At 59.0% G+C, this 23,007-nt stretch carries 22 protein-coding genes and 1 other annotated feature; of the genes, 4 read left to right on the forward strand and 18 right to left on the reverse strand.

Annotated elements, in window-relative coordinates; genetic code table 11:
• Positions 1 to 46: 46 nt before the first annotated feature.
• The 4 genes from ABLU73_RS09935 to hxpB all read right to left on the reverse strand — a co-directional run bounded on the left by ABLU73_RS09935 (position 47) and on the right by hxpB (position 3,835).
• Positions 47 to 1,438 (reverse strand): L-cystine transporter, encoded by a 1,392-nt coding sequence (locus tag ABLU73_RS09935; RefSeq protein ID WP_017898666.1) that lies wholly within the window; start codon positions 1,436 to 1,438, stop codon positions 47 to 49.
• 135 nt (positions 1,439 to 1,573) lie between these two features.
• A complete protein-coding gene (locus ABLU73_RS09940; RefSeq protein WP_004203834.1) occupies positions 1,574 to 2,164 on the reverse strand; it encodes a metal-dependent hydrolase in 591 nt (196 codons plus the stop codon).
• A 91-nt stretch (positions 2,165 to 2,255) separates the two neighbouring features.
• Positions 2,256 to 3,017, reverse strand: a complete 762-nt coding sequence (gene kduD, locus ABLU73_RS09945) for a 2-dehydro-3-deoxy-D-gluconate 5-dehydrogenase KduD (RefSeq protein WP_049093157.1) — start codon at positions 3,015 to 3,017, stop codon at positions 2,256 to 2,258.
• Between the two features lie 149 nt (positions 3,018 to 3,166).
• Complete coding sequence (hxpB, locus tag ABLU73_RS09950; RefSeq protein ID WP_048978141.1) at positions 3,167 to 3,835, reverse strand: hexitol phosphatase HxpB; 669 nt, start codon at positions 3,833 to 3,835, stop codon at positions 3,167 to 3,169.
• 188 nt (positions 3,836 to 4,023) lie between these two features.
• On the opposite strand from hxpB, the gene ABLU73_RS09955 reads away from it, so the two are divergent.
• A complete protein-coding gene (locus ABLU73_RS09955) occupies positions 4,024 to 4,560 on the forward strand; it encodes a YniB family protein (RefSeq protein ID WP_004203839.1) in 537 nt (178 codons plus the stop codon).
• A 29-nt stretch (positions 4,561 to 4,589) separates the two neighbouring features.
• Here ABLU73_RS09955 and yciA read toward each other — a convergent pair whose 3' ends face one another.
• The 5 genes from yciA to ABLU73_RS09980 form a co-directional block, all read right to left on the reverse strand.
• Positions 4,590 to 4,988: an acyl-CoA thioester hydrolase YciA gene (gene yciA, locus ABLU73_RS09960; RefSeq protein WP_002901629.1), complete on the reverse strand. Its 399-nt coding sequence runs from the start codon at positions 4,986 to 4,988 to the stop codon at positions 4,590 to 4,592.
• 98 nt (positions 4,989 to 5,086) lie between these two features.
• Entirely contained in the window at positions 5,087 to 7,270 is a 2,184-nt protein-coding gene (locus ABLU73_RS09965; protein WP_048295791.1) for a TonB-dependent siderophore receptor, read from the reverse strand.
• 270 nt (positions 7,271 to 7,540) lie between these two features.
• Complete coding sequence (locus ABLU73_RS09970; RefSeq protein ID WP_004203842.1) at positions 7,541 to 8,080, reverse strand: septation protein A; 540 nt, start codon at positions 8,078 to 8,080, stop codon at positions 7,541 to 7,543.
• A gap of 54 nt (positions 8,081 to 8,134) precedes the next feature.
• Entirely contained in the window at positions 8,135 to 8,878 is a 744-nt protein-coding gene (locus tag ABLU73_RS09975; protein WP_004203845.1) for a YciC family protein, read from the reverse strand.
• Positions 8,879 to 8,903: 25 nt separating this feature from the next.
• The gene (locus ABLU73_RS09980; protein WP_004203847.1) at positions 8,904 to 9,317 is read right to left on the reverse strand and encodes a YkgJ family cysteine cluster protein; all 414 of its coding nucleotides are present in this window, start codon (positions 9,315 to 9,317) and stop codon (positions 8,904 to 8,906) included.
• 269 nt (positions 9,318 to 9,586) lie between these two features.
• On the opposite strand from ABLU73_RS09980, the gene ompW reads away from it, so the two are divergent.
• Positions 9,587 to 10,225, forward strand: a complete 639-nt coding sequence (gene ompW / locus ABLU73_RS09985; protein ID WP_004203849.1) for an outer membrane protein OmpW — start codon at positions 9,587 to 9,589, stop codon at positions 10,223 to 10,225.
• A gap of 78 nt (positions 10,226 to 10,303) precedes the next feature.
• Here the strand turns inward: ompW and ybiX are convergent, their stop codons facing one another.
• The 3 genes from ybiX to ABLU73_RS10000 all read right to left on the reverse strand — a co-directional run bounded on the left by ybiX (position 10,304) and on the right by ABLU73_RS10000 (position 14,332).
• Positions 10,304 to 10,981, reverse strand: a complete 678-nt coding sequence (gene ybiX / locus ABLU73_RS09990; protein ID WP_048294545.1) for a PKHD-type hydroxylase YbiX — start codon at positions 10,979 to 10,981, stop codon at positions 10,304 to 10,306.
• Between the two features lie 48 nt (positions 10,982 to 11,029).
• Complete coding sequence (locus ABLU73_RS09995; protein WP_264923540.1) at positions 11,030 to 13,315, reverse strand: catecholate siderophore receptor Fiu; 2,286 nt, start codon at positions 13,313 to 13,315, stop codon at positions 11,030 to 11,032.
• 309 nt (positions 13,316 to 13,624) lie between these two features.
• A complete protein-coding gene (locus tag ABLU73_RS10000) occupies positions 13,625 to 14,332 on the reverse strand; it encodes an SDR family NAD(P)-dependent oxidoreductase (protein ID WP_109938590.1) in 708 nt (235 codons plus the stop codon).
• 118 nt (positions 14,333 to 14,450) lie between these two features.
• On the opposite strand from ABLU73_RS10000, the gene ABLU73_RS10005 reads away from it, so the two are divergent.
• Positions 14,451 to 14,651 (forward strand): hypothetical protein, encoded by a 201-nt coding sequence (locus ABLU73_RS10005; RefSeq protein ID WP_064183091.1) that lies wholly within the window; start codon positions 14,451 to 14,453, stop codon positions 14,649 to 14,651.
• 108 nt (positions 14,652 to 14,759) lie between these two features.
• Here the strand turns inward: ABLU73_RS10005 and ABLU73_RS10010 are convergent, their stop codons facing one another.
• Positions 14,760 to 15,707, reverse strand: coding sequence for a zinc-binding alcohol dehydrogenase family protein (locus ABLU73_RS10010; protein ID WP_048294547.1), 948 nt, complete (start codon positions 15,705 to 15,707; stop codon positions 14,760 to 14,762).
• A gap of 74 nt (positions 15,708 to 15,781) precedes the next feature.
• Between ABLU73_RS10010 and ABLU73_RS10015 the strand changes: the two genes are divergently transcribed.
• Entirely contained in the window at positions 15,782 to 16,264 is a 483-nt protein-coding gene (locus tag ABLU73_RS10015) for a MarR family winged helix-turn-helix transcriptional regulator (protein WP_017898672.1), read from the forward strand.
• A 3-nt stretch (positions 16,265 to 16,267) separates the two neighbouring features.
• Here ABLU73_RS10015 and trpA read toward each other — a convergent pair whose 3' ends face one another.
• Genes trpA through ABLU73_RS10040 form a run of 5 tightly spaced genes read right to left on the reverse strand, consistent with a single transcriptional unit; the run spans position 16,268 to position 22,799 of the window.
• Entirely contained in the window at positions 16,268 to 17,077 is an 810-nt protein-coding gene (gene trpA / locus ABLU73_RS10020; RefSeq protein WP_004203859.1) for a tryptophan synthase subunit alpha, read from the reverse strand.
• Entirely contained in the window at positions 17,077 to 18,270 is a 1,194-nt protein-coding gene (gene trpB / locus ABLU73_RS10025) for a tryptophan synthase subunit beta (RefSeq protein WP_004203860.1), read from the reverse strand. The genes trpA and trpB overlap by 1 nt, the downstream gene beginning before the upstream one ends.
• A 9-nt stretch (positions 18,271 to 18,279) precedes the next feature.
• Positions 18,280 to 19,638, reverse strand: a complete 1,359-nt coding sequence (gene trpCF / locus ABLU73_RS10030) for a bifunctional indole-3-glycerol-phosphate synthase TrpC/phosphoribosylanthranilate isomerase TrpF (protein WP_264923539.1) — start codon at positions 19,636 to 19,638, stop codon at positions 18,280 to 18,282.
• A gap of 3 nt (positions 19,639 to 19,641) precedes the next feature.
• Positions 19,642 to 21,237: a bifunctional anthranilate synthase glutamate amidotransferase component TrpG/anthranilate phosphoribosyltransferase TrpD gene (trpD, locus tag ABLU73_RS10035; RefSeq protein WP_004148109.1), complete on the reverse strand. Its 1,596-nt coding sequence runs from the start codon at positions 21,235 to 21,237 to the stop codon at positions 19,642 to 19,644.
• A complete protein-coding gene (locus ABLU73_RS10040) occupies positions 21,237 to 22,799 on the reverse strand; it encodes an anthranilate synthase component 1 (protein ID WP_135712260.1) in 1,563 nt (520 codons plus the stop codon). Before ABLU73_RS10040 ends, trpD begins: the two co-directional genes overlap by 1 nt.
• A 32-nt stretch (positions 22,800 to 22,831) precedes the next feature.
• Positions 22,832 to 22,927: a sequence feature (Trp leader region), on the reverse strand.
• Positions 22,928 to 23,007: the final 80 nt, after the last annotated feature.

The raw sequence follows: 23,007 nt of genomic DNA on the forward strand, positions 1-23,007 counted from the left end.
AAATAAAAAAACCGCTGATTATCAGCGGTTTTTTTGTGCTTACCGTTTAGCGATGCGCCAGTTCGGCTTCTTCTTCGCTATCGAAAATCGACTTGTCGGTCTGGCGCAGCCACTGGCTGGTCAGCGTCCCGGCGGTCATGGAGCCGTTAACGTTCAGCGCGGTACGTCCCATATCGATCAGCGGCTCGACGGAGATCAGCAGCGCCACGAGGGTCACCGGCAGGCCCATCGCCGGCAGGACGATCAGCGCGGCGAAGGTGGCCCCGCCGCCCACTCCGGCGACGCCCGCCGAGCTGACGGTGACGATGCCCACGAGGGTGGCAATCCACATCGGATCCAGCGGGTTGATGCCTACGGTCGGTGCGACCATCACCGCCAGCATGGCCGGGTAGATACCGGCGCAGCCGTTCTGACCAATGGTGGCGCCAAAGGAAGCGGAGAAGCTGGCAATCGACTCCGGTACGCCGAGACGACGGGTCTGCGCTTCCACGTTCAGCGGAATGGAGGCGGCGCTGGAGCGGCTGGTGAAGGCGAAGGTGATCACCGGCCAGACTTTACGGAAATACTTCAGCGGGCTGACGCCGTTAATCGCCAGCAGCAGGCCGTGGACGATAAACATGATGCCCAGCGCGATGTACGAGGCCACCACGAAGCCGCCAAGCTTGATGATATCCTGCAGATTCGACCCGGCAACCACTTTGGTCATCAGCGCCAGAACGCCGTAAGGGGTCAGCTGCATCACCAGACGAACCAGCTTCATCACCCAGCCCTGCAGGGTATCAATGGCGGTCAGGACGCGCTGGCCTTTTTCCACATCCTCTTTCAGCAGCTTCAGGGCTGCGACGCCGAGGAACGCCGAGAAAATGACGATGCTGATGATCGAGGTCGGGTTAGCCCCGGTCAGGTCAGCAAACGGGTTCTTCGGCACGAAGGAGAGGATCAGCTGCGGGACGCTGAGATCGGCCACTTTACCCACATAGTTGCTCTGAATGGCGTTCAGACGGGCGGTCTCCGCGCTGCCCTGGACCAGTCCCTCGGCGGTGAGGCCGAACATGTTAGTCACCAGCACGCCAACCAGAGCGGCGATCAGGGTGGTGAACAACAGAGTCCCGATGCTCAGGAAGCTGATTTTCCCCAGCTGCGAGGCATTGTGCAGGCGAGCCACCGCGCTAAGGATTGACGCGAAGACCAGCGGCATAACGATCATTTGCAGCAGCTGGACATAACCGTTGCCGACGATATTAAACCACTGGATGGAATCCTTCAGCACCTGGCTGTCAGACCCATAGATCAGCTGTAGCGCCAGACCAAAGATCACGCCAATCGCCAGGCCGACCAGGACCTTCCTGGCCAGGCTCCACTGTTTATGGCGCGTTTGCCCCAGCGCAAACAACAATACGGCGAACACGACTACGTTCGCTATTAATGGAAAGTTCATCCCCGTTCTCCTGATATTTTTATAACCCGGGCTGGTGGATAACCAGCTCTTATGACCGCAAGGTTAGCAGAAGGCGTTATCAAGGACTTATATTCAAATGGAATGGGTTATAACCAAAAGGTGTTTTCTGCCGGTTTATCGCCCACTCTGGTGACTTATGAAGCGATTGAAGGTGATCTGCAGGGAATTAATCACCCCGGAAGACCAGCGTATCGCGGTGTTGTCCGCCAGCGTCTGCGGCATCCAGACGGCATAGATGAACAGCGCCATACATAAGGCGCGCTCCAGCTGGTTGCCTTTGCGCGGCGCAAGGATCGGTAGCCGAAAGCGCCAGCGGCAGGGCCACAGCAGCGGCACCCCGGCTGGGGTGAGCATATCGGCAAGGATGTGGCTGAGATAGCCCAGCACCAGGCCCTGGAGGGCGTCCGCCGGGACAATCCAGCTGTCAGGCACCTTGAGGTAGAATAGCGTCAGCGCGCCAAACACCGCCAGCAGGCTGTGGGTGAAGCCGCGGTGGCCAAAGGCCCGCGCCACGGGCTTTGAGATCCAGCTCAGCCGCTGGCCAAGAAACGACTTTGGGTGATCGATGTCCGGCAGCAGGCAGGTCAAGACCGCGGAGGGCACAATATGCCACCAGTCGCCCTGCGCCAGCACCGGCGTTAACTCTGCGTTTTTGGCAAATACTGCGCAGGCGATTGAAAAGAAGAGATGGCCTTCCGCCGTCATGATAACACACCCTAAACTGTCGATTCATACAGTATAGGGTTTTTATACAGTGCACGGAAGAGGTGACGGTGTAACTCTTTGTCACAAATTCTCAGCGCGCCAGCCATCCGCCGTCGACGGCCAGGGTATAGCCGTGAATATAATCGGCGGCGGACGAGGCGAGAAACACCACCGGCCCCTGCAGGTCATCTGGCACACCCCAGCGACCGGCGGGGATACGCTCAAGGATTGCCTGGTTGCGCTCCTCATCTTCGCGCAGCGCCTGGGTGTTATTGGTGGCCATATACCCGGGCGCAATGGCGTTGACGTTGATACCCTGACCAGCCCATTCGTTAGCCAGCAGGCGGGTCAGCCCCAGCACGCCGCTTTTCGAGGCGGTATAGGAGGGGACGCGGATCCCGCCCTGAAACGAGAGCATCGAGGCGATGTTAACGATTTTCCCGCCTTCACCCTGGCGAATGAACTGCCTGGCGACCGCCTGGCAGAGGAAAAAAACTGCTTTCAGATTCAGATCGATCACCGCATCCCAGTCACTTTCCGTGAAGGTCAGGGCATCATGGCGGCGGATAATCCCGGCGTTGTTGACCAGAATATCGACCCGGCCCATCGCCGCCATCGCCTGGTCGACCAAAACGGTCATATCATCCTGTTGGCTGAGATCCGCCTGAATGGCATGAAAGCGGCGGCCCAGCGCCTGAACCTGCGCGGCAGTGTCGTGGGGAATTTTGCGGTTGATGCCGACGATATCGCATCCGGCCTGCGCCAGGCCCAGCGTCATTCCCTGTCCCAGGCCGGTATCGCAACCGGTCACGATGGCGACCTTACCCGTCAGGTCGAAGGCGTTCAGTACCATATTCACCTCTGTGTGCTGATCTTCAGGCGTACGATAACGCCACCTGTACCCAGCATAGAGGTAGGAAAACAAAATTACAATTAAAATGAAACGATGTTTTGATTTTCTTTGCTGGCGGGTGGCGGCGATCGCGTCACCCGCCAGCGGTCTTACCCGAGCAGCGCCTCGACGGTCAGGGCCTGCAGTGACGGCAGCTTGACGTCCGCCAGCACGAAGCGCGGGTCGCGGCTGTTCTCTGCTTCCGGCACGACGATAGCGCGCATGCGCGCAGCTTTGCTGGCGATCATGCCGTTGACCGAGTCCTCCAGCGCGACACAGCGCTGTGGGTCGACCCCGAGGGCGGCGGCGCAGTTGAGATACACCTGCGGGTGCGGTTTGCTCCAGGGCAGATGCTCCGCCGAGGCGAGGGCATCAAACTGGTCGCGCAGCTCGAACATATTGAGCACTTTCTCCAGCATCACCAGCGGCGAGGCTGAGGCCAGCCCTACCTTCAACCCCTGGGCTTTGCACAGGGCCACCGCCTCGCGCACCCCCGGCAGCAGCGGACGTGAGGCTTCCACCAGTTCGATGGCGCGACGGATAATGCGCGCGGTGGCTTCTGTGCGGTCAACGCCGCGCCACGGCTGCTGCGCGTACCACAGATCCACCACCAGGTCGATTCGCAGACCCAGCAGGTCGGGCAGTTCATCGCGGCGGCGGGTATCCACCCCCAGGCTCTCCATGACCTCGACCTCCGCCTGATCCCAAAGCGGCTCAGAGTCAATCAGCAACCCGTCCATATCAAAAATCGCAGCCTCAATGCGGCGCTTCGCTGACATATGTCCTTCTCCTGTTGCGTAATCAGATAAACGAATCGGCATTCATGGTATATCATACCGCGCGTTATTGGGCGAAATTCGCCGTGGAAGATAGACTTATACCCGACACATTCGGGTAAGCGAGGGGCGCCTGCGCCACGCAACGGGCGGCAGGCGAACCACTAACGCGTCTTTAACAAGGGGAACTCATGACGTACCAACAAGCTGGACGCATTGCGGTCATCAAACGTATTTTGGGATGGGTCATCTTTATTCCCGCCGTGCTGTCGACGCTGATTTCTGTCCTCAAATTTATGTATGAGCACAGTGAAAAGAAACCCGGCATTGACGCGGTGATGATGGATTTTGCGCACGTCATGATTGAGATGATGCGCTTTAACACGCCGTTCCTGAACTTTTTCTGGTACAACTCACCGCTGCCGGATTTTCACCATAGCCTGAACATCGGCTTCTGGATTATCTTCATTCTGGTGTTCGTCGGCATGGCGCTGCAGGCCTCCGGCGCGCGGATGGCGCGGCAGGCGAAATTTCTCCGCGAGGGGATTGAGGATCAGCTGATCCTCGAGCAGGCGAAAGGCGCGGAAGGGTTAACTCGCGAGCAGCTCGCCGAACGCATTGTGGTGCCGCGACATACGATCCTGGTGCAGTATTTCCCGCTGTACGTGCTGCCGGTGATGGTGATTGTTATCGGCTACTTCTTCTTCTCGCTGCTGGGCTTTCTCTAAGCCAGGTGCCCGGTTAGCCGGGCGCCATCTTATTCGGCCGGCAGAGGGCGGGGTTTACCCTGATTATCGACGGCAACGTAGATAAACAGCGCTTCCGTCGCCTTGTAGCGCTGGCCAATCGGTTCTGAAGAGACTTTTTTCACCCACACTTCGATGTTAATGGTCACTGAGGTATTGCCGCGCTTCACGCAGCGGGCATAGCAGCACACCACGTCGCCTACGGCCACCGGGCGTAAAAAGGTCATCCCATCCACGCGCACGGTCACCACGCGACCTTGGGCGATCTCTTTGGCCATAATGGCGCCGCCGATATCCATCTGCGACATCAGCCAGCCGCCAAAAATGTCCCCGTTGGCATTGGTATCTGCCGGCATTGCCAGGGTGCGTAAAACCATTTCGCCCTTCGGGGCGAGATCTGTTGTTGTCATGCTCTACTCTGTTGTGGTCAAAGACGATCAGCGGGATGCTACTATGAAAACGGCGTAGAGAGAATAGGGCTGGCGCCCGCGGAGGCGGGCGCAGTGGTTCAGAAAGAGAGGGTCACTCCGGCGTAATACGCGCGTCCAGGCTCATTGTAGGTCGAGGCGCCGGCATTTTCGCGATACAGTTGCTTATCAAAGAGGTTACTTATGCCGGCATTCAGGCGAATATCCCGGTTGAGCTGATACTGGGTGCCGATCCCCACGATGGAATAGGCGCCAACCTCGGTGGTAGCAAGGGTTCCGGTTTCGTTGCGGATCTCTGCATACTGACGCGGCTTCTGACGGCCATAAAGCGTCCAGTTGACATTCGCAGACAGGGCGTCGTTTACCTGCCAGTCGAGCATCGTGTTAACGGTATATTTCGGGATAACCGACAGCGGGTTGCCTGTCTCTTTACTTTCAGATTTGAACATCCAGGTGGCATTGGTCCGCCAGCTTAGGATATCAGCCAGCACCGGGATCAGCATATTGCCTTCCAGCCCCTCGACTACTGCTTTGCCGCCGTTCTGCCATTGCAGGATATTATTGCCGCTGGAGGTATAGCCCAGCACCTCGGTTCCGGAGACGATTTTGTTTTTGTAATCGTTGCGGAACCAGGTGACCCCGGCAGCGTAGCCATTAAGGTTAAATTCGATACCGATCTCTTTGTTAATACTGATTTCCGGGTCGAGGTCAGGGTTGCCCAGCAGATAGCAGCTGCCTTCGGCGATAGTGTTTGGACAACCGTTGCCGCGGGTGGAGAGCAGATAGCCTTCACTGGATTGATAGAGGTTAGGCGCTTTAAACACCCGCGCGATACCGGCCTTCAGCGTGAACATATCGCCCAGCGCCTGAGACAAATTGAGGCTTGGGCTCCAGTTGCTGCCAAACTGATTATGATAATCGAAACGAATGCCGGGGATCAGGTTGGTGCCGGGCACGGCTTCGATATTATCCTCCAGATAGATACCGGTGAGGGTGGCGCTGTTTTTGGTACGACGTTGCGCAGGGTCGCCGGAGGTCCCAGGGATAGTCTCCCCATTGCTGTTAGTGGCCTGCATCGATGCCGGGTCGTCGAGCTGATCATGGTTCCATTCCATGCCCAGCGTCAGCGTCTGATCCGCCAGCCAGAAGAAAGGCACATTGAATTCGGAGGTAGTACGCCAGGATTCCAGTCGGCTGGTGGCATAATCCTCACTGTTGATCATGCCTTCGACGCGGCCGGTGGAGCCTTCCTGCAGGCGGGTATTGTTGGTTTTCTCGTAGTAAACCCCCGCTTTGGACTGGCCCCAATCCCAAAGACCGTTGTAGGTCAATCCCCAGGACTGGCGATAGAGGCGATTCGTTTCGTGGCCGTACAGGGAATCCACCAGCCCGTTCGGGCTAAGATTGCCGTTGCTGTACTGGGTATCACCGGCATAGATATTCCCCTGACGGCTATAGGCGTAGCTGAAATCGAGAATTTGTTGCGGGGTCATTTTCCATGACAGCAGGGCGTTAATATCTTTATTGCGTACCCCTTCGCGTCCCGCAGCGTAGGAGCCGTTTTGCGCATGGTTAATATCCCAGGCGTCGGGTTCCGTTTTATTGATATTGCCATACAGGCGCATTGTCAGCGCTTCGCCGGCCAGTGGGCCGCTGAGATTGAAGTTAGCGCGATTAGTCGTGCCTTCCTTGTTGTTTTCCGGCTGATTGGTAAAAAAAGACAGGGAACCGTGCCAGTTGTTGGTCGGGCGTTTGGTAATAATGTTGACCACTCCGCCGGCCGCACCGGAACCATAACGCGCGGCTGCCGGGCCGCGGAGGACTTCAATTCGCTCGACCATCTCGGCAGGGACCCAGTTGCTGTCGCCCCGGGTATCGCGTTCGCCGCGCCAGCTATAGCGAACCGAGTTACGTGACGTGGCCGGTACCCCATCTATCAGGATCAGGGTGTTCTCCGGCCCCATGCCGCGGATATCAATCTGGCGGTTGTTGCCCCGACTACCGCTGGCGCTGTTGCCGGTCAAATTCACCCCGGGCATTTTACGGATGATGTCTGAGAGATCGTTGACCGGTGGCTGTTTTGCAATATCATCTGCCGTGATAATCGACACCCCGGGCTGTTGCTTGAGCGCCTCTTCCGCCGTACTGCGCACAATCATTGTTTCGGTATCTTGTTCTGACTCTTCTGCAAAGGCGTTAGGGGCAAGGAGACTGGATATGACCAGCGCCAGGATCGTGGGGACATAATATTGCGGCGATCTCATGTAAATATCCTTTTCAAAACAATTCAAAATGAGATCGAGAATATTAATGATAACAATTATCATTACAATGTAACGAAATGAATCTCCATAAAATCCTCACAATTAGCGCAATTTTTTACGCTGCCGATTGAAATCGTGAAGGGAGCCTGCGCTGTGGGGCCGGGAAGCTGTCAGGTTACGCGCGGAGGTGGTGGTGGCAGGGACGGTTGGCCAGCGCAGCAAGGGTACCCGGGGCGAGCGCGGCGCGCGGGTGGCGCGCCGGTGGAGGCGTTAGTGGTGGTCGTCCTGCGGCATATGACGGTAGATGTAGATCCCGCTCAGCAAGGTAAAGACCAGCGTGAGGGCAGTTAAACCGAAGACCTTAAAGTTAACCCAGATATTCTGCGGCAACCAGAAGGCGATATAGATATTAGCCAGTCCGCAGAGGATAAAAAACGCCGCCCAGGCCAGGTTAAGGCGCGACCAGACCTGCTGCGGCAGGGTCAGCTCTTTACCCAGCATGCGCTGGATAAGCGGCTTTTTCATCACCCACTGGCTGAACAGCAGCGCGCCGGCGAACAGCGCATAGATCACCGTCACCTTCCATTTAATGAACTCATCATTGTGGAAGAAGAGGGTTAATCCACCGAAGACGGCCACCAGCACGAAGGTGATCAGCGCCATTTTTTCGATTTTACGGTAGCGCACCCAGCTGTAGATCAGCACGATGGCGGTCGCCACAATCAGCGCCGTGGTGGCGGCGTAGATATCGTAAAGCTTGTAGAAGGCGAAGAAGACCACCAGCGGTAAAAAATCCAGAAACTGCTTCATACATCGATCCCGTCTGTCAGGACGGACCGGGAAATTCCCCGGTCCAGGTTAAAATTAGCTACGGATAAGCATATACACGCGGAATAAATAGATCAGCAACAGGGCGGAAATCAGGTTGCTGAGGGTATTAATCACCACCGCGCCGACGTTTGGCGTCAGGGCGGCAAAGCTGGAAGCAAACAGTAACAGCAGAGTTTTCGCCACCAGCCAACCGATAATGGCCGGCGCCACCAGCCGCAGATTGGCCCACGCCAGGCGCATGCTGCTGCGCATGGCGCCGAGGATGCCCATTTTGTCCTGCACCAGCATGATCGGCGCAAAGGCCAGCACAATGGCCAACAGGACGCCGGGCACCAGCACTAACATCATCCCCATCTGCACCAGGAAAGTGGTGAAGAGGATCAGCAGCAGCAGCTTTGGCAGCACCGGCGCCGAGGCGCCGATGGCGCGCAGGGCGCTGACACGATGACCGGCAGAGACCAGCTGGATGAGCAGCAGGACGCCGCCGGCGAGGATCGCATTGCCCACCAGACCCGAGAAGGTTGATGCTGCCGAGGCGCGCAGCAGAACCTGCTGCTGCTCCGGCGTCATATTCTGCACCAGTTCGAACAGGCCTGCGCTACCGGCGAGGTTGTCGCCTTCGCTGAGTATCGACAGCTGCTCGTCGCTGGGTGAAAAGGCATGGCCAAGTACTACCGTAATGAACGCGCACAACAGCGCAATCAGCAGAATGGTAATGAACTGATTACGAAAAAAATTCCCGGTGTCACGGTAGACGGACTTCGCCGTGATAGACATGCATTCTCCTTGAGTGTCGCAGGTGTTAACTAGCCGGCGATTGTACCGCAAATCCTTCCGTCGTAGCACTCTCTGCGCCGGTCAGGGCAGGTATATCTTTGTAAAGAGGCCGCAATGGCGGCAGCCCATAGCGCGCTCGCGCCCGGTTGCAGGCGTCGTTTTCCTCGCCGTTTTCCCCGGACATGGCGAATTCGCGACATGGCGAAGGACGGTTTTCATAGATAGTGCAGTGGACGGCGTCGCCGATCTCGCCCGATAGCGCCGCACAGCGGCTCTGACGTTGATTAGTGCCGCTCATACAGCGCAGGAAGGGGGTCAGCGGCTCGGTCAGCGCGGCGGGCACCAGGCCGCCCGCGTCGTCGGCTTCCGCCCAGTAGAAAGAGACTCGAAAATACGCACAACAGGCACCGCACGTCATGCACGGGTTGATTTCACTCATAATTACACCTGAAAAAAACGCATCAACACAGATTGTCGGCAGTTAACTTATCCAGCCGCCTCAGCGGCGGCAAGAGGGGCAGAAATAATTTTTTTTGCGAAAAGTGAAAATTGATGTGCGAAGGATTTAGCGTATTGCGATCGGTATCAAAAATTAATCTGGATCAATAAATGTTAAATCTAAGGTTTTAGTGTGATCTAAAACAGATCAAACGTAACTCGTTATAGGTATATTTGGCCGCGCTGAAAAACCATAATGAGGAAGTGGATATGAAGAAGTTAGCAGCGGCGGCATTGATTCTAAGCACTCTTACTACCGGCAGCGTCTGGGCGCATGAAGCGGGTGAATTTTTCATTCGTGCCGGGACCGCCACCGTCCGACCGACGGAAGGCTCTGACAATGTGCTGGGCAGTCTTGGCAGTTTCAACGTCAGTAACAATACTCAGCTGGGTTTAACCTTTACCTATATGGCGACCGATAACATCGGTGTGGAACTGCTGGCGGCTACGCCGTTCCGCCATAAGGTTGGTACCGGGCCAACCGGCACCATCGCTACCGTCCATCAGTTGCCACCCACCCTGATGGCGCAGTGGTACTTTGGCGATGCGCAAAGCAAGGTGCGTCCGTACGTGGGGGCGGGGATTAACTACACCACCTTCTTTAATGAAGACTTTAACGATACCGGCAAGGCGGCCGGGCTTTCCGATCTGAGCCTGAAGGACTCCTGGGGTGCGGCAGGACAGGTCGGCCTCGATTACCTGATTAACCGTGACTGGCTGCTGAATATGTCGGTGTGGTACATGGATATCGATACCGATGTGAAATTCAAAGCCGGCGGCGTGGACCAGAAAGTCAGCACCCGCCTGGATCCGTGGGTGTTTATGTTCTCCGCAGGCTATCGGTTCTAACGCCTGCTGCAAACTGGCCAGCGGACGGCCAGTCTGTTGCCTCCTCACCCCTCCCTGCGATAAACCTTCGCCTGCGGATCACACTTCAGTCCACTGGCGCAGCAGGTTGTGATACATATTGAGCAGGGAGAGGACCTCTTCCCCGTCGCCAAAGCGGGTTTTGAGAGACTGGATCGTGCGGTCCAGGTCGTAGAGCATCGCGCGCTGCTTATCGTCGCGGACCATCGACTGGATCCACAGGAAAGAGGCCTGGCGAACCCCGCCGGTGACCGGGGTGACGCAGTGCAGACTACTGGCGGGATAGAGCACCAGATGTCCGGCCGGGAGCTTCACCCGGTGCTGGCCATAGGTATCTTCAATCACCAGTTCGCCCCCTTCATAGCTTTCCGGCTCGCAGAGGAACAGCGTCGCCGAGAGGTCGGTCCGCATCCAGCCCGCCTCGCCGTTCTGGCGCACCGCGCCATCGACATGAAAACCGTAGGTCTCTCCCGGCCCGTAGCGATTAAACAACGGCGCGGAAATTGTCCGCGGCAGCGCGGCGGAAAAAAACTGCGGATGGCCGCGCAGCGCGTCGAGTACGGCTGCCTGCAGACGGGCATACAGCGGCGTGCGGGTATCGATCTGCTGGTTTTGTTTGACGGTCGCCCCCTGGCTGCCGACGGTAACCCGCCCGTCAACCCATTCGGCCTGCGCCAGCAGGCGGCCATATTCAGCCACCTGGTCCGCCGTCAGCACGTCAGGAATGTGATACATCATTGCGGTGTTCTCTCAAAAAGGTGGGGCGCGATGGCCCCACGTACAGACTCAGAAATGGACATTCGCCGTCAACATAAAGGTACGGGGTTCGCCCGGATGATAGCGATAGCCGCTCTTGTTGATGGAAGCCACGTAATCGGTATCAAACAGGTTGTACATATTGAGCTGCAGATCGAGATTGCTGTTGACCCGATAGCCCAGTTTGGCGTCGGCGACCCAATAGCCCTCGGTGTGATCCGGGGTACCCACCGCGCCATCGCTGCCCCGGCGCAGGCTTCCGACATAGCGCACGCCGCCGCCGACGGACAGATCGCTGGTTGCCTGATACTGCGTCCACAGCGTAAAGGCATGTTTCGGGGTGTAGGCCAGCGCGGAAGAGCCATCCTGCGCCACATTCTGACCCTCTGTCACCGTGGCATGTTGCTGGGTGTAGCCGGCGATGATTGTCCAGTCCGGGGTCAGGTTCCCGGTTGCGGAGAGCTCATAGCCTTCCACGCGCTTTTTGCCGTACTGCGACCAGGTTCCGTCATCGTTGGCGGCCACTTCGTTTTCAATATCGGTGCGGAATAACGCCGCGCTGAGCAGCAGGCGCTTGTCGAGGATCTGCCACTTGGTGCCCAGTTCGCTGGATTTCGCTTTCTGCGGTTTAAAGTCGGTCCGGTTGGCGCTGTTGCCGCTACCGCTGGCAGCCAGCGCGAAGCTGCTGCCCCCCGGCGGTTGCTGCGAGATGGCATAGTTGACGTAGATATTGCCCTGCTCGGTTAAGCGATACAGCGCCCCGGCCTTCCAGTTAACCAGGTTACCGGATTTAGCGGTATCGACAGTGGTGACCGGGCTGCCGGTCGACTGTCCTGGCGGGCAGGCGACAGCCCCGCGTCCGCTGCCGCCGCAGGCGGTGGCGCTGTCATATTTGGTATGGTAACTGTCGAGACGCAGCCCACCGTTGACCTCAACCCGATCGGTCAGCGCCAGCGTATCAAAGGCATAGATACCGAAGGTATCGGTCTGGCCGTTGGCGTTCGCCCCGTTTCTGTCCAGCCCGCCAATCGACAGGCTGCTCACCGGATGATAGAGATTCACCGCCGGAGCGGTCAGGGCGTTGACGCCATAGTTAGTCTGGTTTTCCCGGGTAAACTCCACGCCGGCACTGACGTCATGGCCTATCGAACCGGTATTGAAGGTCGAAGTGATATTGGTCTGGTTGGTCAGAATGCGGTTGCTGACATCTTTGGTATTAACCAGACGTGACCAGCTCCAGGTATTGACGTCATTGATGTCGGGGGCGGTGATATTGCTCGCGCCGCCCATCACCGCGGTCAGGAGATACTCCTGCTTCACACGCGACCAGCGGGTGGTATTGCGCACGGTGGTATTGTCCGTCAGATCGTGTTCAAAGCGCAGGGTGCCGCTGTCGGTGGTGGATTTATCGTAATCGGAGTCGGTGCCATAGAAATTGCTGGTATCGACCTTACCGGCGGAATTGAGGGCGGCATACTTCGGCGAAGGCGCCGAATAGCCCGGCAGGCCGACGGTGGGGATCCCGCCATCCGGGGTGTTATTCTGCCGGACGTGGAGATAGTTCAGATACAGACGGGTGGGCGTATCGAGGCCGAAGGCCAGGGACGGGGCAATGCCGTAGCGCTCGTTCTCAATCTTATCCCGGCCGGCGTCGTGGGTTTTTTCGCCCATCAGGTTGAGGCGAAACGCGGCGTTGTCGCCGAAGGCCTGGTTAAGGTCAAGGGTACCCCGACGCGACCAGGCGCTGCCGATGCTGGCGGATCCGTCGATCCCGGAGTCAAGGCGCGGCTGCTTGCTGATCATATTGATCGAGCCGGAAGGGGCGCTGCGGCCATAGTCCGTGCCGGCGGGCCCTTTGATGACTTCCACCTGCTGGGTATTGAAGGTATCCCGCGTCACGCTGCCGATATCGCGAATGCCGTCGACATAAATACTGTTGGAGGTGTCCACGCCGCGCATAAAGATGGCGTCCCCGGTGGTTGAGCTGCCATTCTCCCCGGCGTAAAACGCCCCGACGCCGGGGACGTTTTTGAGGGCGTCAGTCAGGTTGGTGACGCCCTGATCTTTAATGACCTGTTCGGGGATCACGGTGATGGTGCGAGTGGTATCCACCAGTGGTTTATTGAACTTGGGATCGACGGAGGCTCCGGGAGAATAAAGCGAAGGCGGGGAGGCTTCCACCACCAGCGTCTCTTCATTATTTTTGACTGATTTTTCGGCTGCCATGCCGGTTGCCGGCGCGGCTCCCAGACACAGACCCGTAAACAATGCCAATGAGTTGAAACTGCCAAACGGCAGAGAAGCGTTTTTTTCCATGATAAATGCAGGCTTATTTTTTGTTATTAGCACATATCACGCCGCGCAAAAGCGACGTTATTCGTCGTCTGGCTTGCGCTGACCCGGCGTGATTCTATAAATGATAAAAAGAATAGTTATCATTCGCCTTAATATTTACACAGAAAAGTTGACCTTAAAACAACTTTCTTCACTTCGATTTACATAATTCACATTTTTTGAACGATAAAGCGGGAATATAGGGAAAGTGCTGCAGAATAAGGTCGGTAGCAAGCCGCGCCGGGCGGGGTTAACTTCCGGGCGGCCCTCTGATGGTTGTTCCGGCACGGATCACCAGGGCACGGTACGGCCCTGGTAATCGAGATACTCCAGTCCCGGACGTTGCCGTTTGTCGAGCAGGACGTTCACCAGGCGTGGGATCGTCTCTTCGATGGTCAGCGGGGCATCTGCCCCGCCGAGCTCGGTACGGATCCATCCCGGGGCCATCACCACCAGTGGATGGGAGGCAGAGGAAGGGCGAGCGGCGAAGCTGCGCATGAACATATTCAGCGCAGCTTTACTCCCGCGATAGAGTTCCCGCTGGCCGGTAAGGTTATTGGTCAGACTCCCCTGGCCGGAGGACATCACGCCGAGCAGACCCTGCGGTTTAACCGCCTGCTGCAGGCGCTCGATAACCCGCATCGGCGCCAGGGCGTTAGTGAGCATCACCTGGTAAAACTCCTCGGTGGAGACGTCGCCAATGGTCTGCGATGGGTCACGATTGGTGGTACCGGCGTTGACAAACAGCATATCGAGGCTTGCCGGGGGAAGCGTCGCCTGCAGCGCGGCCAGCTGGGCTTCATCGCGGATGTCGAGCGTCGCCAGGCGTAGCCGCAGGGGATGCATCTTGGCCAGGTCGTGGAGCGGCGTGTGGGATGATAAATCGCGCACGGTGCCGATGACCTCCCAGCCGTGCTGCAGGAACGTCGCCGCCATAGCATGGCCAAGGCCGCGCGAGGCGCCGACGATGAGGATAGTGTTGTGCTGATCGGATTTCATGATGTCTCTCGCTGCAGAAAGGAGGTCTTCACTATAATCAGGCCCGAGATCGGGCGGAAGACGCCGCCAGTGCACTCATATCTTGCAGCAAACGCCCTGTCTGGCGACTGGAGCGATAATGAACGATCCCGATTTTAATTTGCTGGCGGCCCTTGATCCGCTGCCGGTCAGCACCGGGGTGATTACGGTGTCGCAGGTGTCGCGTCCGCGCCTGGAGCAGGCCCCGGCCACCGCTGGCTGCGGCAGCGGGTGCAAGAGGTGTGTCGCGAGTAAAAAAAAGCCCGCACAAGTGCGGGCAAAAATACTGGAAGCAATGTGAGCAATGTCGTACTGAATACCTGAGTTATTTACTCAACTATTCAGTGATGAGAAAGATAATATTTCTCATTTAAGATATCAACCCCATCTTTTGTGCGGAAGCGATTTTTTATCCGAGGGTGAAAACCGTACGCTTCTGGCTGTCGTCCTGCGGCCAGGCCTCCGCGATCTCCTGCAGTGGCCGCGGGGTGGTGGCGATGGTCAATTTCCCCGGCACCGCCGCCTGCAGCATTTCGCCGGTCGCCGCCAGCAGCTGCGGCATCGTCAGGCTACCGATCCCGCTGCCCATCAGCAGGAGCGGTGCGGAACGCAGAACCGCGCCATTTAACGCGATATCGGCCCCAGCCAGGGACCCCACTTGCACATAGCGCACCGGCCTGCCGGCCGGGGTATATTTGGCCAGGGCCGGCAATAATAATTCCGCGCTGTGTCCCCACAGATAATCGATGACCACATCGATCTGCGCGGCGCTGACAGCTGAAAACTGTGCAGTTAACGTCTTATCATCCGCAGTTAACTGAATACATTCATCGGCGCCGATCGCCGCCAGCGACTGCGCATTGCGTCCGGTCGCAATGATTTTTTTTGCGCCCAGGTAGCGGGCAATCTGCACCGCCAGCTGACCGGCGCTGCCGGTGGCGCCGTTAATCAGCACCGTTTCGCCGGCCTGAAGCTGGGCGCGAGTCACCAGAGACGCCCACGCGGACATGCCGGGGTTGGCCATCGCCGCCGCCGGGATATCATCGAGCTCATCCGGCAGCGGCAGGCAATTTTGCAGGGCGACCGGCGCCCGCTGCGCCATACTGCCGAAGGGGGCAGTGGGGAAGGCGAAGTAGACGCGTTGGCCCTGGGATGTAGTGCCGACGCCATCGATACCGGGTACAAAAGGCAGATTGCCGTCGAAGCTGTAATGGCGTCCTGATGCCCGGGCCTTGACCACATGGCTCATCGCGGCGGCGCGGACGTCAATAAGCGTCTGGCCGGGCGCGGGCTGCGGCTCGATGAAATCGGCCCAAACCGGGCCTTCTGCGAGATCAAAAACCACGCCTGCTTTCATAAATTATCTCCTGTCGGGAATTATGTGTAAAATACACATATTGTTTTGCAGCACTATACGCGGAAAATTAATACATGCAAGATGCACATAATGGCTACGACATTACCGACTTTCACGGCGCGCTGCTGGATATCATCAGCGTGATGAACCAGCCGGTGCGCGACGAGCAGATCCTCCAGGCAGCTGGCGTCAAGCTGGAACAGATGCTGTTTCCGCTGCTGGTGGCGGTAGGGCGCTATGGCCCGGTGGGGGTGGTTGAGCTGGCGGATCATTTAGGGCGCGATTACACCACCGTCAGTCGTCAGGTGAAGAAACTGGAAGCCCAGGGGCTTGCCGGTAAGCAACCGAACCGTCATGACCGACGGATCAGCGAAGTGACGCTTAGCGCCAGGGGACAACAGATGATCGACAGGATCGCCGTCGCGCGGCGGCGGTTAATGAATCAGGTGCTGGCGCAGTGGCCGGAAGATGAAGTGCAGGCGCTGTTTCGCTTAACGCGCAAATACGCCGACAGTTTGCAGAAATCATCGCCGCCTGGCGCGATGCCAGGCGGCTGACGGTCAGGCGGTTTTGGTCGCCGCCTTCAGGCTCTGGACGAAGGCTTTCAGCTCGTCGAGCATGGTTTGCGGCTCATCAAGATGACGTTCGATGATTTTGACGATGGCGGAACCGGAGATCGCCCCGGCGGCCCCGGCGTCAATGGCGGCGCTTACCTGCTCCGGCGCGGAGATGCCAAAGCCCTGCAGCGGCGGCGCAGCGTGATATTCCGCCAGCTTCTCCACCAGATGGTGCAGCGGCAGCGCAGCGCGATTTTCCGCTCCCGTCACCCCGGCGCGCGACAGCAGATAGGTGTAGCCGCGGCCATAAGAGGCGATCTGGCGCAGTAAATCGTCATCCGCGTTGGGCGGGCAAATGAAAATTGGCGCGATGTTATGGCGCATCGCCGCCTGGCGGAACGGGGCGGACTCTTCCACCGGCACGTCGGCTACCAGCACCGAGTCGACGCCGACGCGGGCGCACTGGGCATAGAACTCATCGATACCCGGGCTGAAGACGAGGTTGGCGTACATCAGCAGGCCGATTGGGATCGTTGGATGCTTCTGGCGGATCGCCGCCAGCATCTCAAAGCACTGCGCCGGGGTTACCCCCGCAGCGAAGGCGCGCAAGGCCGCGCCCTGGATGGTCGGGCCGTCCGCCAGCGGGTCGGAGAAGGGGATCCCCAGCTCAAGGGCATCGGCGCCGCCTTCGATCAGCGCATCGATAATTTTCAGCGACTGCTCCGGTCCCGGATCGCCAAGGGTGACAAAGGGGACGAAAGCGCCTTCCTGGCGGTTTTTCAGTTGGGCAAACAGCGTCTCATAGCGTTCCATCAGATTTCCCCTCGCGCTTTCAGGATGTCGTGTACGGTGAAAATGTCTTTATCGCCGCGGCCGGAGAGGTTAACCACCAGCAGCTGCTCTTTTTCCGGGTTCTCGCGCATCATTTTCAGCGCATGGGCCAGAGCGTGAGAGGACTCCAGCGCCGGGATGATCCCTTCGTGGCGGGAGAGCGCTTTAAACGCCTCCAGCGCTTCGTCATCGGTGATCGACACATAGTCGGCGCGCCCGGTGCTGTTAAGAAACGCGTGCTGCGGCCCAACGGACGGGAAGTCCAGCCCGGCGGAAATGGAATAAGATTCCTCGATCTGGCCGTCGGCGGTTTGCATCATCGGCGACTTCATCCCGAAGTAGATCCCCACACGACCATGCTTCAGCGGCGCGCCGTGCTCCCCGCTTTCGATACCGTGCCCGGCAGGCTCCACGCCGATCAGGCCGACGCGGGTTTCCTCGATAAAATCAGCGAACATGCCGATGGCGTTTGACCCGCCGCCGACGCAGGCGATCACCGCGTCCGGCAGACGGCCCTCTTTTTCGAGGATCTGCGCTTTGGTCTCTTCGCCGATCATGCGCTGGAATTCACGCACGATGGTCGGGAACGGGTGCGGACCGGCGGCGGTGCCCAGCATATAGTGCGCCTTCTCGTAGCTACCGGACCAGTCGCGCAGCGCCTCGTTACAGGCATCTTTCAGCGTGGCGGAGCCGCTGTGCACCGGGATCACCTCGGCGCCCATCAGGCGCATACGGAAGACGTTCGGCGACTGGCGCTCGACGTCCTTGGCGCCCATGTAGATACGGCATTTCAGACCGAGCAGGGCGCTGGCCAGCGCTGAGGCGACGCCGTGCTGACCGGCGCCGGTCTCGGCGATAATTTCGGTTTTGCCCATCCGTTTGGCCAGCAGAGCCTGGCCCAGCACCTGGTTGGTTTTGTGCGCGCCGCCGTGCAGCAGATCTTCGCGTTTCAGGTACAGGGTAGTGCGGGTCCCTTCGGTCAGGTTCCGGCATTTGGTCAGCGCCGTCGGACGACCGGCGTAGTTTTTCAGCAGGTCGGTGAATTCCGCCTGAAAGGCCGGGTCCTTCTGCGCGCTGACAAAGGCCTCTTCCAGCTGGCGCAGGGCGGGCATCAGGATCTGCGGCACATACATGCCGCCGAATTCGCCGAAGTAGGGGTTCAGTAAAGTGCTCATTATTGCTCCTTAATATGCGCGCAGCGTCTGGAATACGGAGGCCAGCTTGCTGGCGTCTTTAATCCCGGGTTGCGACTCTACGCCTGAATTGAAATCGAGTCCGGCACAGCCGCTTTTGGCCGCTTCCACACAGTTATCGGCGCCGAGGCCGCCCGCCAGCATGACGTTGCGCAGGTCCTGGCCCTGCAGCAGGCTCCAGTCAAAACGCTGGCCGCTGCCGCCCTGGCCGTTGTCGAGCAGATACTTATCGACATGGCGGAGTGTACGGGACGGCAAGGTTTCGCCAACGCTCAACGCCTTCCAGATACGGACGTTATCCGCGAGGGCGTCGCGCAGCGCGTCGATATAGGCCTGGTCTTCATCACCGTGCAGCTGCACGGCGGCCAGCCCCAGGGCCTGGGCGCGGGCGACCACCTCGTCCAGCGGCGCATTGCGGAAGACGCCGACGTACTGCAGCGGCGCGGCGGCGATCACCGCTTTGGCCTGGGCATCATTTACCGCCCGCGGCGAGGTCGGGACGAAGATCAGGCCACCGTAAATGGCGCCGGACTCCCAGGCCACCTGCGCATCCTGCGGGCGCGTCAGGCCGCACACTTTGTTCTCGCCGAGCAGCACGCGCTTGACCGCCGCTTCCAGATCCGCCTGCTCCATCAGGGCGGAGCCGATCAGGAAGCCATTGGCGAAGTGGCTCAGCTCACGCACTTCGGCATAGGTATGGATGCCGGATTCGCTGATCACCGTGACATCCGGGCCGAGACGCGCCGCCAGCTGACGGGTGCGGTTGAGGTCAATCGACATATCGCGCAGGTCGCGGTTGTTGATGCCCACCACCTTCGCCTTCAGGGCGATGGCGCGCTCCAGCTCCTCATCATTGCTGACTTCTGTGAGCACGCCCATATTCAGGCTGTGAGCCACCGCCGAGAGCTGACGATACTGTTCATCGTCGAGCACCGACAGCATCAGCAGGCAGGCGTCGGCCTCATAGTAGCGCGCCAGGTAGATCTGGTAAGGGTCGATGGTGAAGTCCTTACACAGGATCGGCTGCGGCGCGACCTTGCTGACAATCGGCAGAAAATCGAAGCTGCCCTGGAAATATTTCTCATCACACAGCACCGAGATCGCCGAGGCGTAGTGTTTGTAGATGCTGGCGATCGCCGCCGGATCGAAATCTTCGCGAATCAACCCCTTCGACGGCGAAGCCTTTTTGCACTCGAGAATAAACGCGGTGCGGGTGCCGGCCAGCGCGTCATAGAAATTGCGCTGCGTCGGGACGACCTCATTCTGAAAACTGGCTAACGGTTGTTGTTGTTTGCGGGCTTCCACCCAAATCGCTTTGTCGGCAACGATTTTTGCTAAAACGGTCTGCATTCTTTACCCTCTTGCCGCTAAGGCGGTCACTCTGTCATAGGCCGCGCCGCTGTGCAGCACATCCAGTACCTGCTGAGCGTTAGCTTTCAGATCTTCATGCCCGTGTAAACGCATCAACATGGCGACGTTGGCGGCGACGGCGGCTTCGTGAGCGGCTTCACCTTTACCTTGTAGCAAGCGCGTCAGAATGTCACGGTTTTCTTCCGGCGTGCCGCCCGCCAGCTGCGCCTGATGGTAAGGCGTCAGGCCGAAATCGTCGGCGGTCAGCTGATAGCTTTTAATTTCCCCGTTATGCAGCTCGGCGACCACCGTGGGCGCATGCAGCGAGACTTCATCCATCCCGCCGCTGTGCACCACGGCAGCGCGCTGATAACCGAGTACGCGCAAGGTTTCCGCAATCGGCAACACCAGTTCCGGGCTGTAGACGCCAATCAGCGCCAGCGGTGGATGCGCCGGGTTGATCAGCGGGCCCAGCACGTTAAACAGAGTACGGGTCTTCAGCTGCTGACGGACCGGCATCGCGTGGCGGAAACCGGTGTGGTACTTCGGCGCGAACAGGAAGCAGACGCCCAGCTCATCGAGCGCCGCGCGGGATTTATCGGCGTTCATATCGAGATTAATGCCGAAGGCCGCCAGCAGGTCAGAAGAGCCTGATTTACTGGAAACGCTGCGGTTGCCGTGCTTCGCCACTTTCAATCCACAGGCAGCGGCGACAAACGCGCTGGCGGTGGAGATATTAATGCTGTTGCTGCCGTCGCCACCGGTGCCGACGATGTCGGCAAACAGGTAGTCCGGGCGCGGGAACGGCGCGGCGTTTTCCAGCAGCGCGGTGGCGGCGCCGGCAATTTCCTGCGGCTGCTCGCCGCGCACTTTCATACTGACCAGCGCGGCGGCCAGCTGTTCAGGCTTCACTTCGCCGCGCACGACGGCGGAGAACAGCTGGTGGCTCTCCTGCTGGCTCAGGGTTTCCGCCTGGTACAGCTTCTCAAGGATCGGCTGGAGGGTGTTGGTATGCTCCAGCTTCTGCAGCGCCCAGGCCAGGGTCTGCTCCAGCAGTCGCGCGCCCTGGGTGGTGAGGATCGATTCCGGGTGGAACTGGAAGCCGCACACCCGATCCGCATCGTGACGCACCGCCATCACCATGCCATTGAAATTGGCGTTAATCGTCAGCCCGGCGGGAATATTGCTGCCGACCAGCGAGTGGTAGCGCGCCACCGGCAGCGGGTTAGCCAGACCGGCAAACATCGCCTGGCCGTCGTGCTCAATGCTGGAGGCTTTACCGTGAAGGATCTCGCCCGCCTGGCCGACATAGCCGCCGTAGGCTTCGACAATGGCCTGGTGGCCGAGGCAGATGCCGATGATCGGCAGCTTGCCCCGCATGCGGGTCAGCAATTCCGGCATGCAGCCGGCTTCGCTTGGCGTACCCGGGCCAGGGGAGAGCATCAGCACCGGATTGTCCATGGTGCCCAGACGCTCAATCAGCGCCTGCGCCGGAACGGAGTTACGGTAAATCACCACGTTATGGCCGTTGGCGCGCAGCTGGTCTGCCAGGTTATAGGTGAAAGAATCGATATTATCGAGCAGCAGAATGTCAGCCATCAGAAAATCTCCTTCGCGTGATGGGCCTGGGCAATGGCGCGCAGCACCGCGCGGGCTTTATTTCGGGTCTCATCCGCTTCCGACTGGGGAACCGAGTCGAGCACAATGCCGGCTCCGGCCTGGACGGTAGCGATACCCTCCTGCACGTAGGCGGAACGGATGACGATGCAGGTGTCGAGGTCGCCGTGGGCAGTGAAATAGCCCACCGCGCCGCCGTAGCTGCCGCGTCGTTTACCTTCGGCGGCGGCAATCAGCTGCATGGCGCGAACCTTCGGCGCGCCGCTGAGAGTGCCCATGTTCATGCAGGCGCGGTAAGCGTGCAGCACATCGAGATCCTGACGCAGTTCACCCACCACCCGGGAGACCAGATGCATCACGAAGGAGTAACGGTCAACCTTGGTTAAATCGGCGACATAGCGGCTGCCCGGGGAACAGATGCGGGCCAGATCGTTGCGCGCCAGGTCCACCAGCATCAGGTGCTCGGAAAGCTCTTTGTGATCGGTACGCATTTCCAGTTCGATACGGCTGTCGAGATCGCGATCCAGCGAGCCGTCGGCGCGGCGGCCGCGCGGCCGGGTGCCGGCGATGGGGTAGATCTCAATCTGACGGCTGACGGCATCATACTTCAGCGAGCTTTCCGGCGAGGCGCCGAACAGGGTGAAATCGTTGTCCTGCATAAAGAACATGTACGGGCTGGGGTTGCTCTTCTTCAGCACATCATAGGCGGCCAGCGGCGACGGGCAGGGCAGCGAGAAGCGGCGGGAAGGGACCACCTGGAAGATTTCCCCGGCGCGGATCGCGCGCTGCATTTTGCGCACCACCGCGCCGTACTCTTCATCGCTCTGGTCAACGTCGCAGCGCATTTCGGCCACGGTGGTAACCGGTAGCGGCGCCGGTGGCTCGTTCAGCTGCTGGCGCAGCTGGCTCAGGCGCTGCTCCAGGCGCTGTTTTTCACTCTCCAGCGGCGTGAACAGGCTTGCCTGGATGCGGGTATGCTTGGTCTGATGGTCGATGACCAGCAGGGTCTCCGCCAGATAGAAGCAGTAGTCCGGGCAGGCGGTGTCGCTCTGCAGCGGCGGCAGATCTTCAAAGCCGGCCACCAGGTCATAGGCGAACAGGCCGCCGAAGAACATCGCTTCACGCTCGTTGGCAGGGACGGTCACCAGCTCCTGCAGGAGACGGAAGGCGTCAAACACTGACAGCGAGCAGAGGCGGGCGTCTTCATCGAGCAGGGAACTGACCGCCGGGAAGGTCAGGATCCGGCCGTTGGGCTGGCGCTGATTGGCGATCCCGGAGGGCAGCGCGCCGTCCAGCAGCTCCAGCAGCGCGGCGCCGTTGGCGGAGAGGGCCTGAATGGTGACAGTGTCACCGAGAGCGGTGATGCGCAGCGCGCTGTCCACCAGCAGCAGGCTTTTTAAGTCATCTTTGCTGTCGATGTCAGCCGATTCCAGCAGCAGCGTGGCCGGACGGGCACCGCATAGTTGGTGGAATAACGCCGTCGGGTTCTCCCGGTAGATGGCGTCGCTGGTGAGAAGCTCGAGTGCCGGTTTGGATGTTTGCATTATTGTTCTCGCCTGTTCGTATTATTTTGTCCAATAAAAAGCCCGCTCATTGGCGGGCCGGGTATCTGTATGCTGAATGCAAAACGCGATCACGCCGCCCGTTATCAGGAGGTGCGCCACCAGCTGTGCAGAGTGATAAAGTGCATTTTCATCGTGATACCCCTTCATGTGAACTTGCGTACTAGTTAACTAGTTCAATGGAATAAAG

Origin of the sequence: Klebsiella sp. GG_Kp175 (genome assembly GCF_040062325.1) — a bacterium.
Lineage (GTDB): Bacteria > Pseudomonadota > Gammaproteobacteria > Enterobacterales > Enterobacteriaceae > Klebsiella > Klebsiella quasipneumoniae.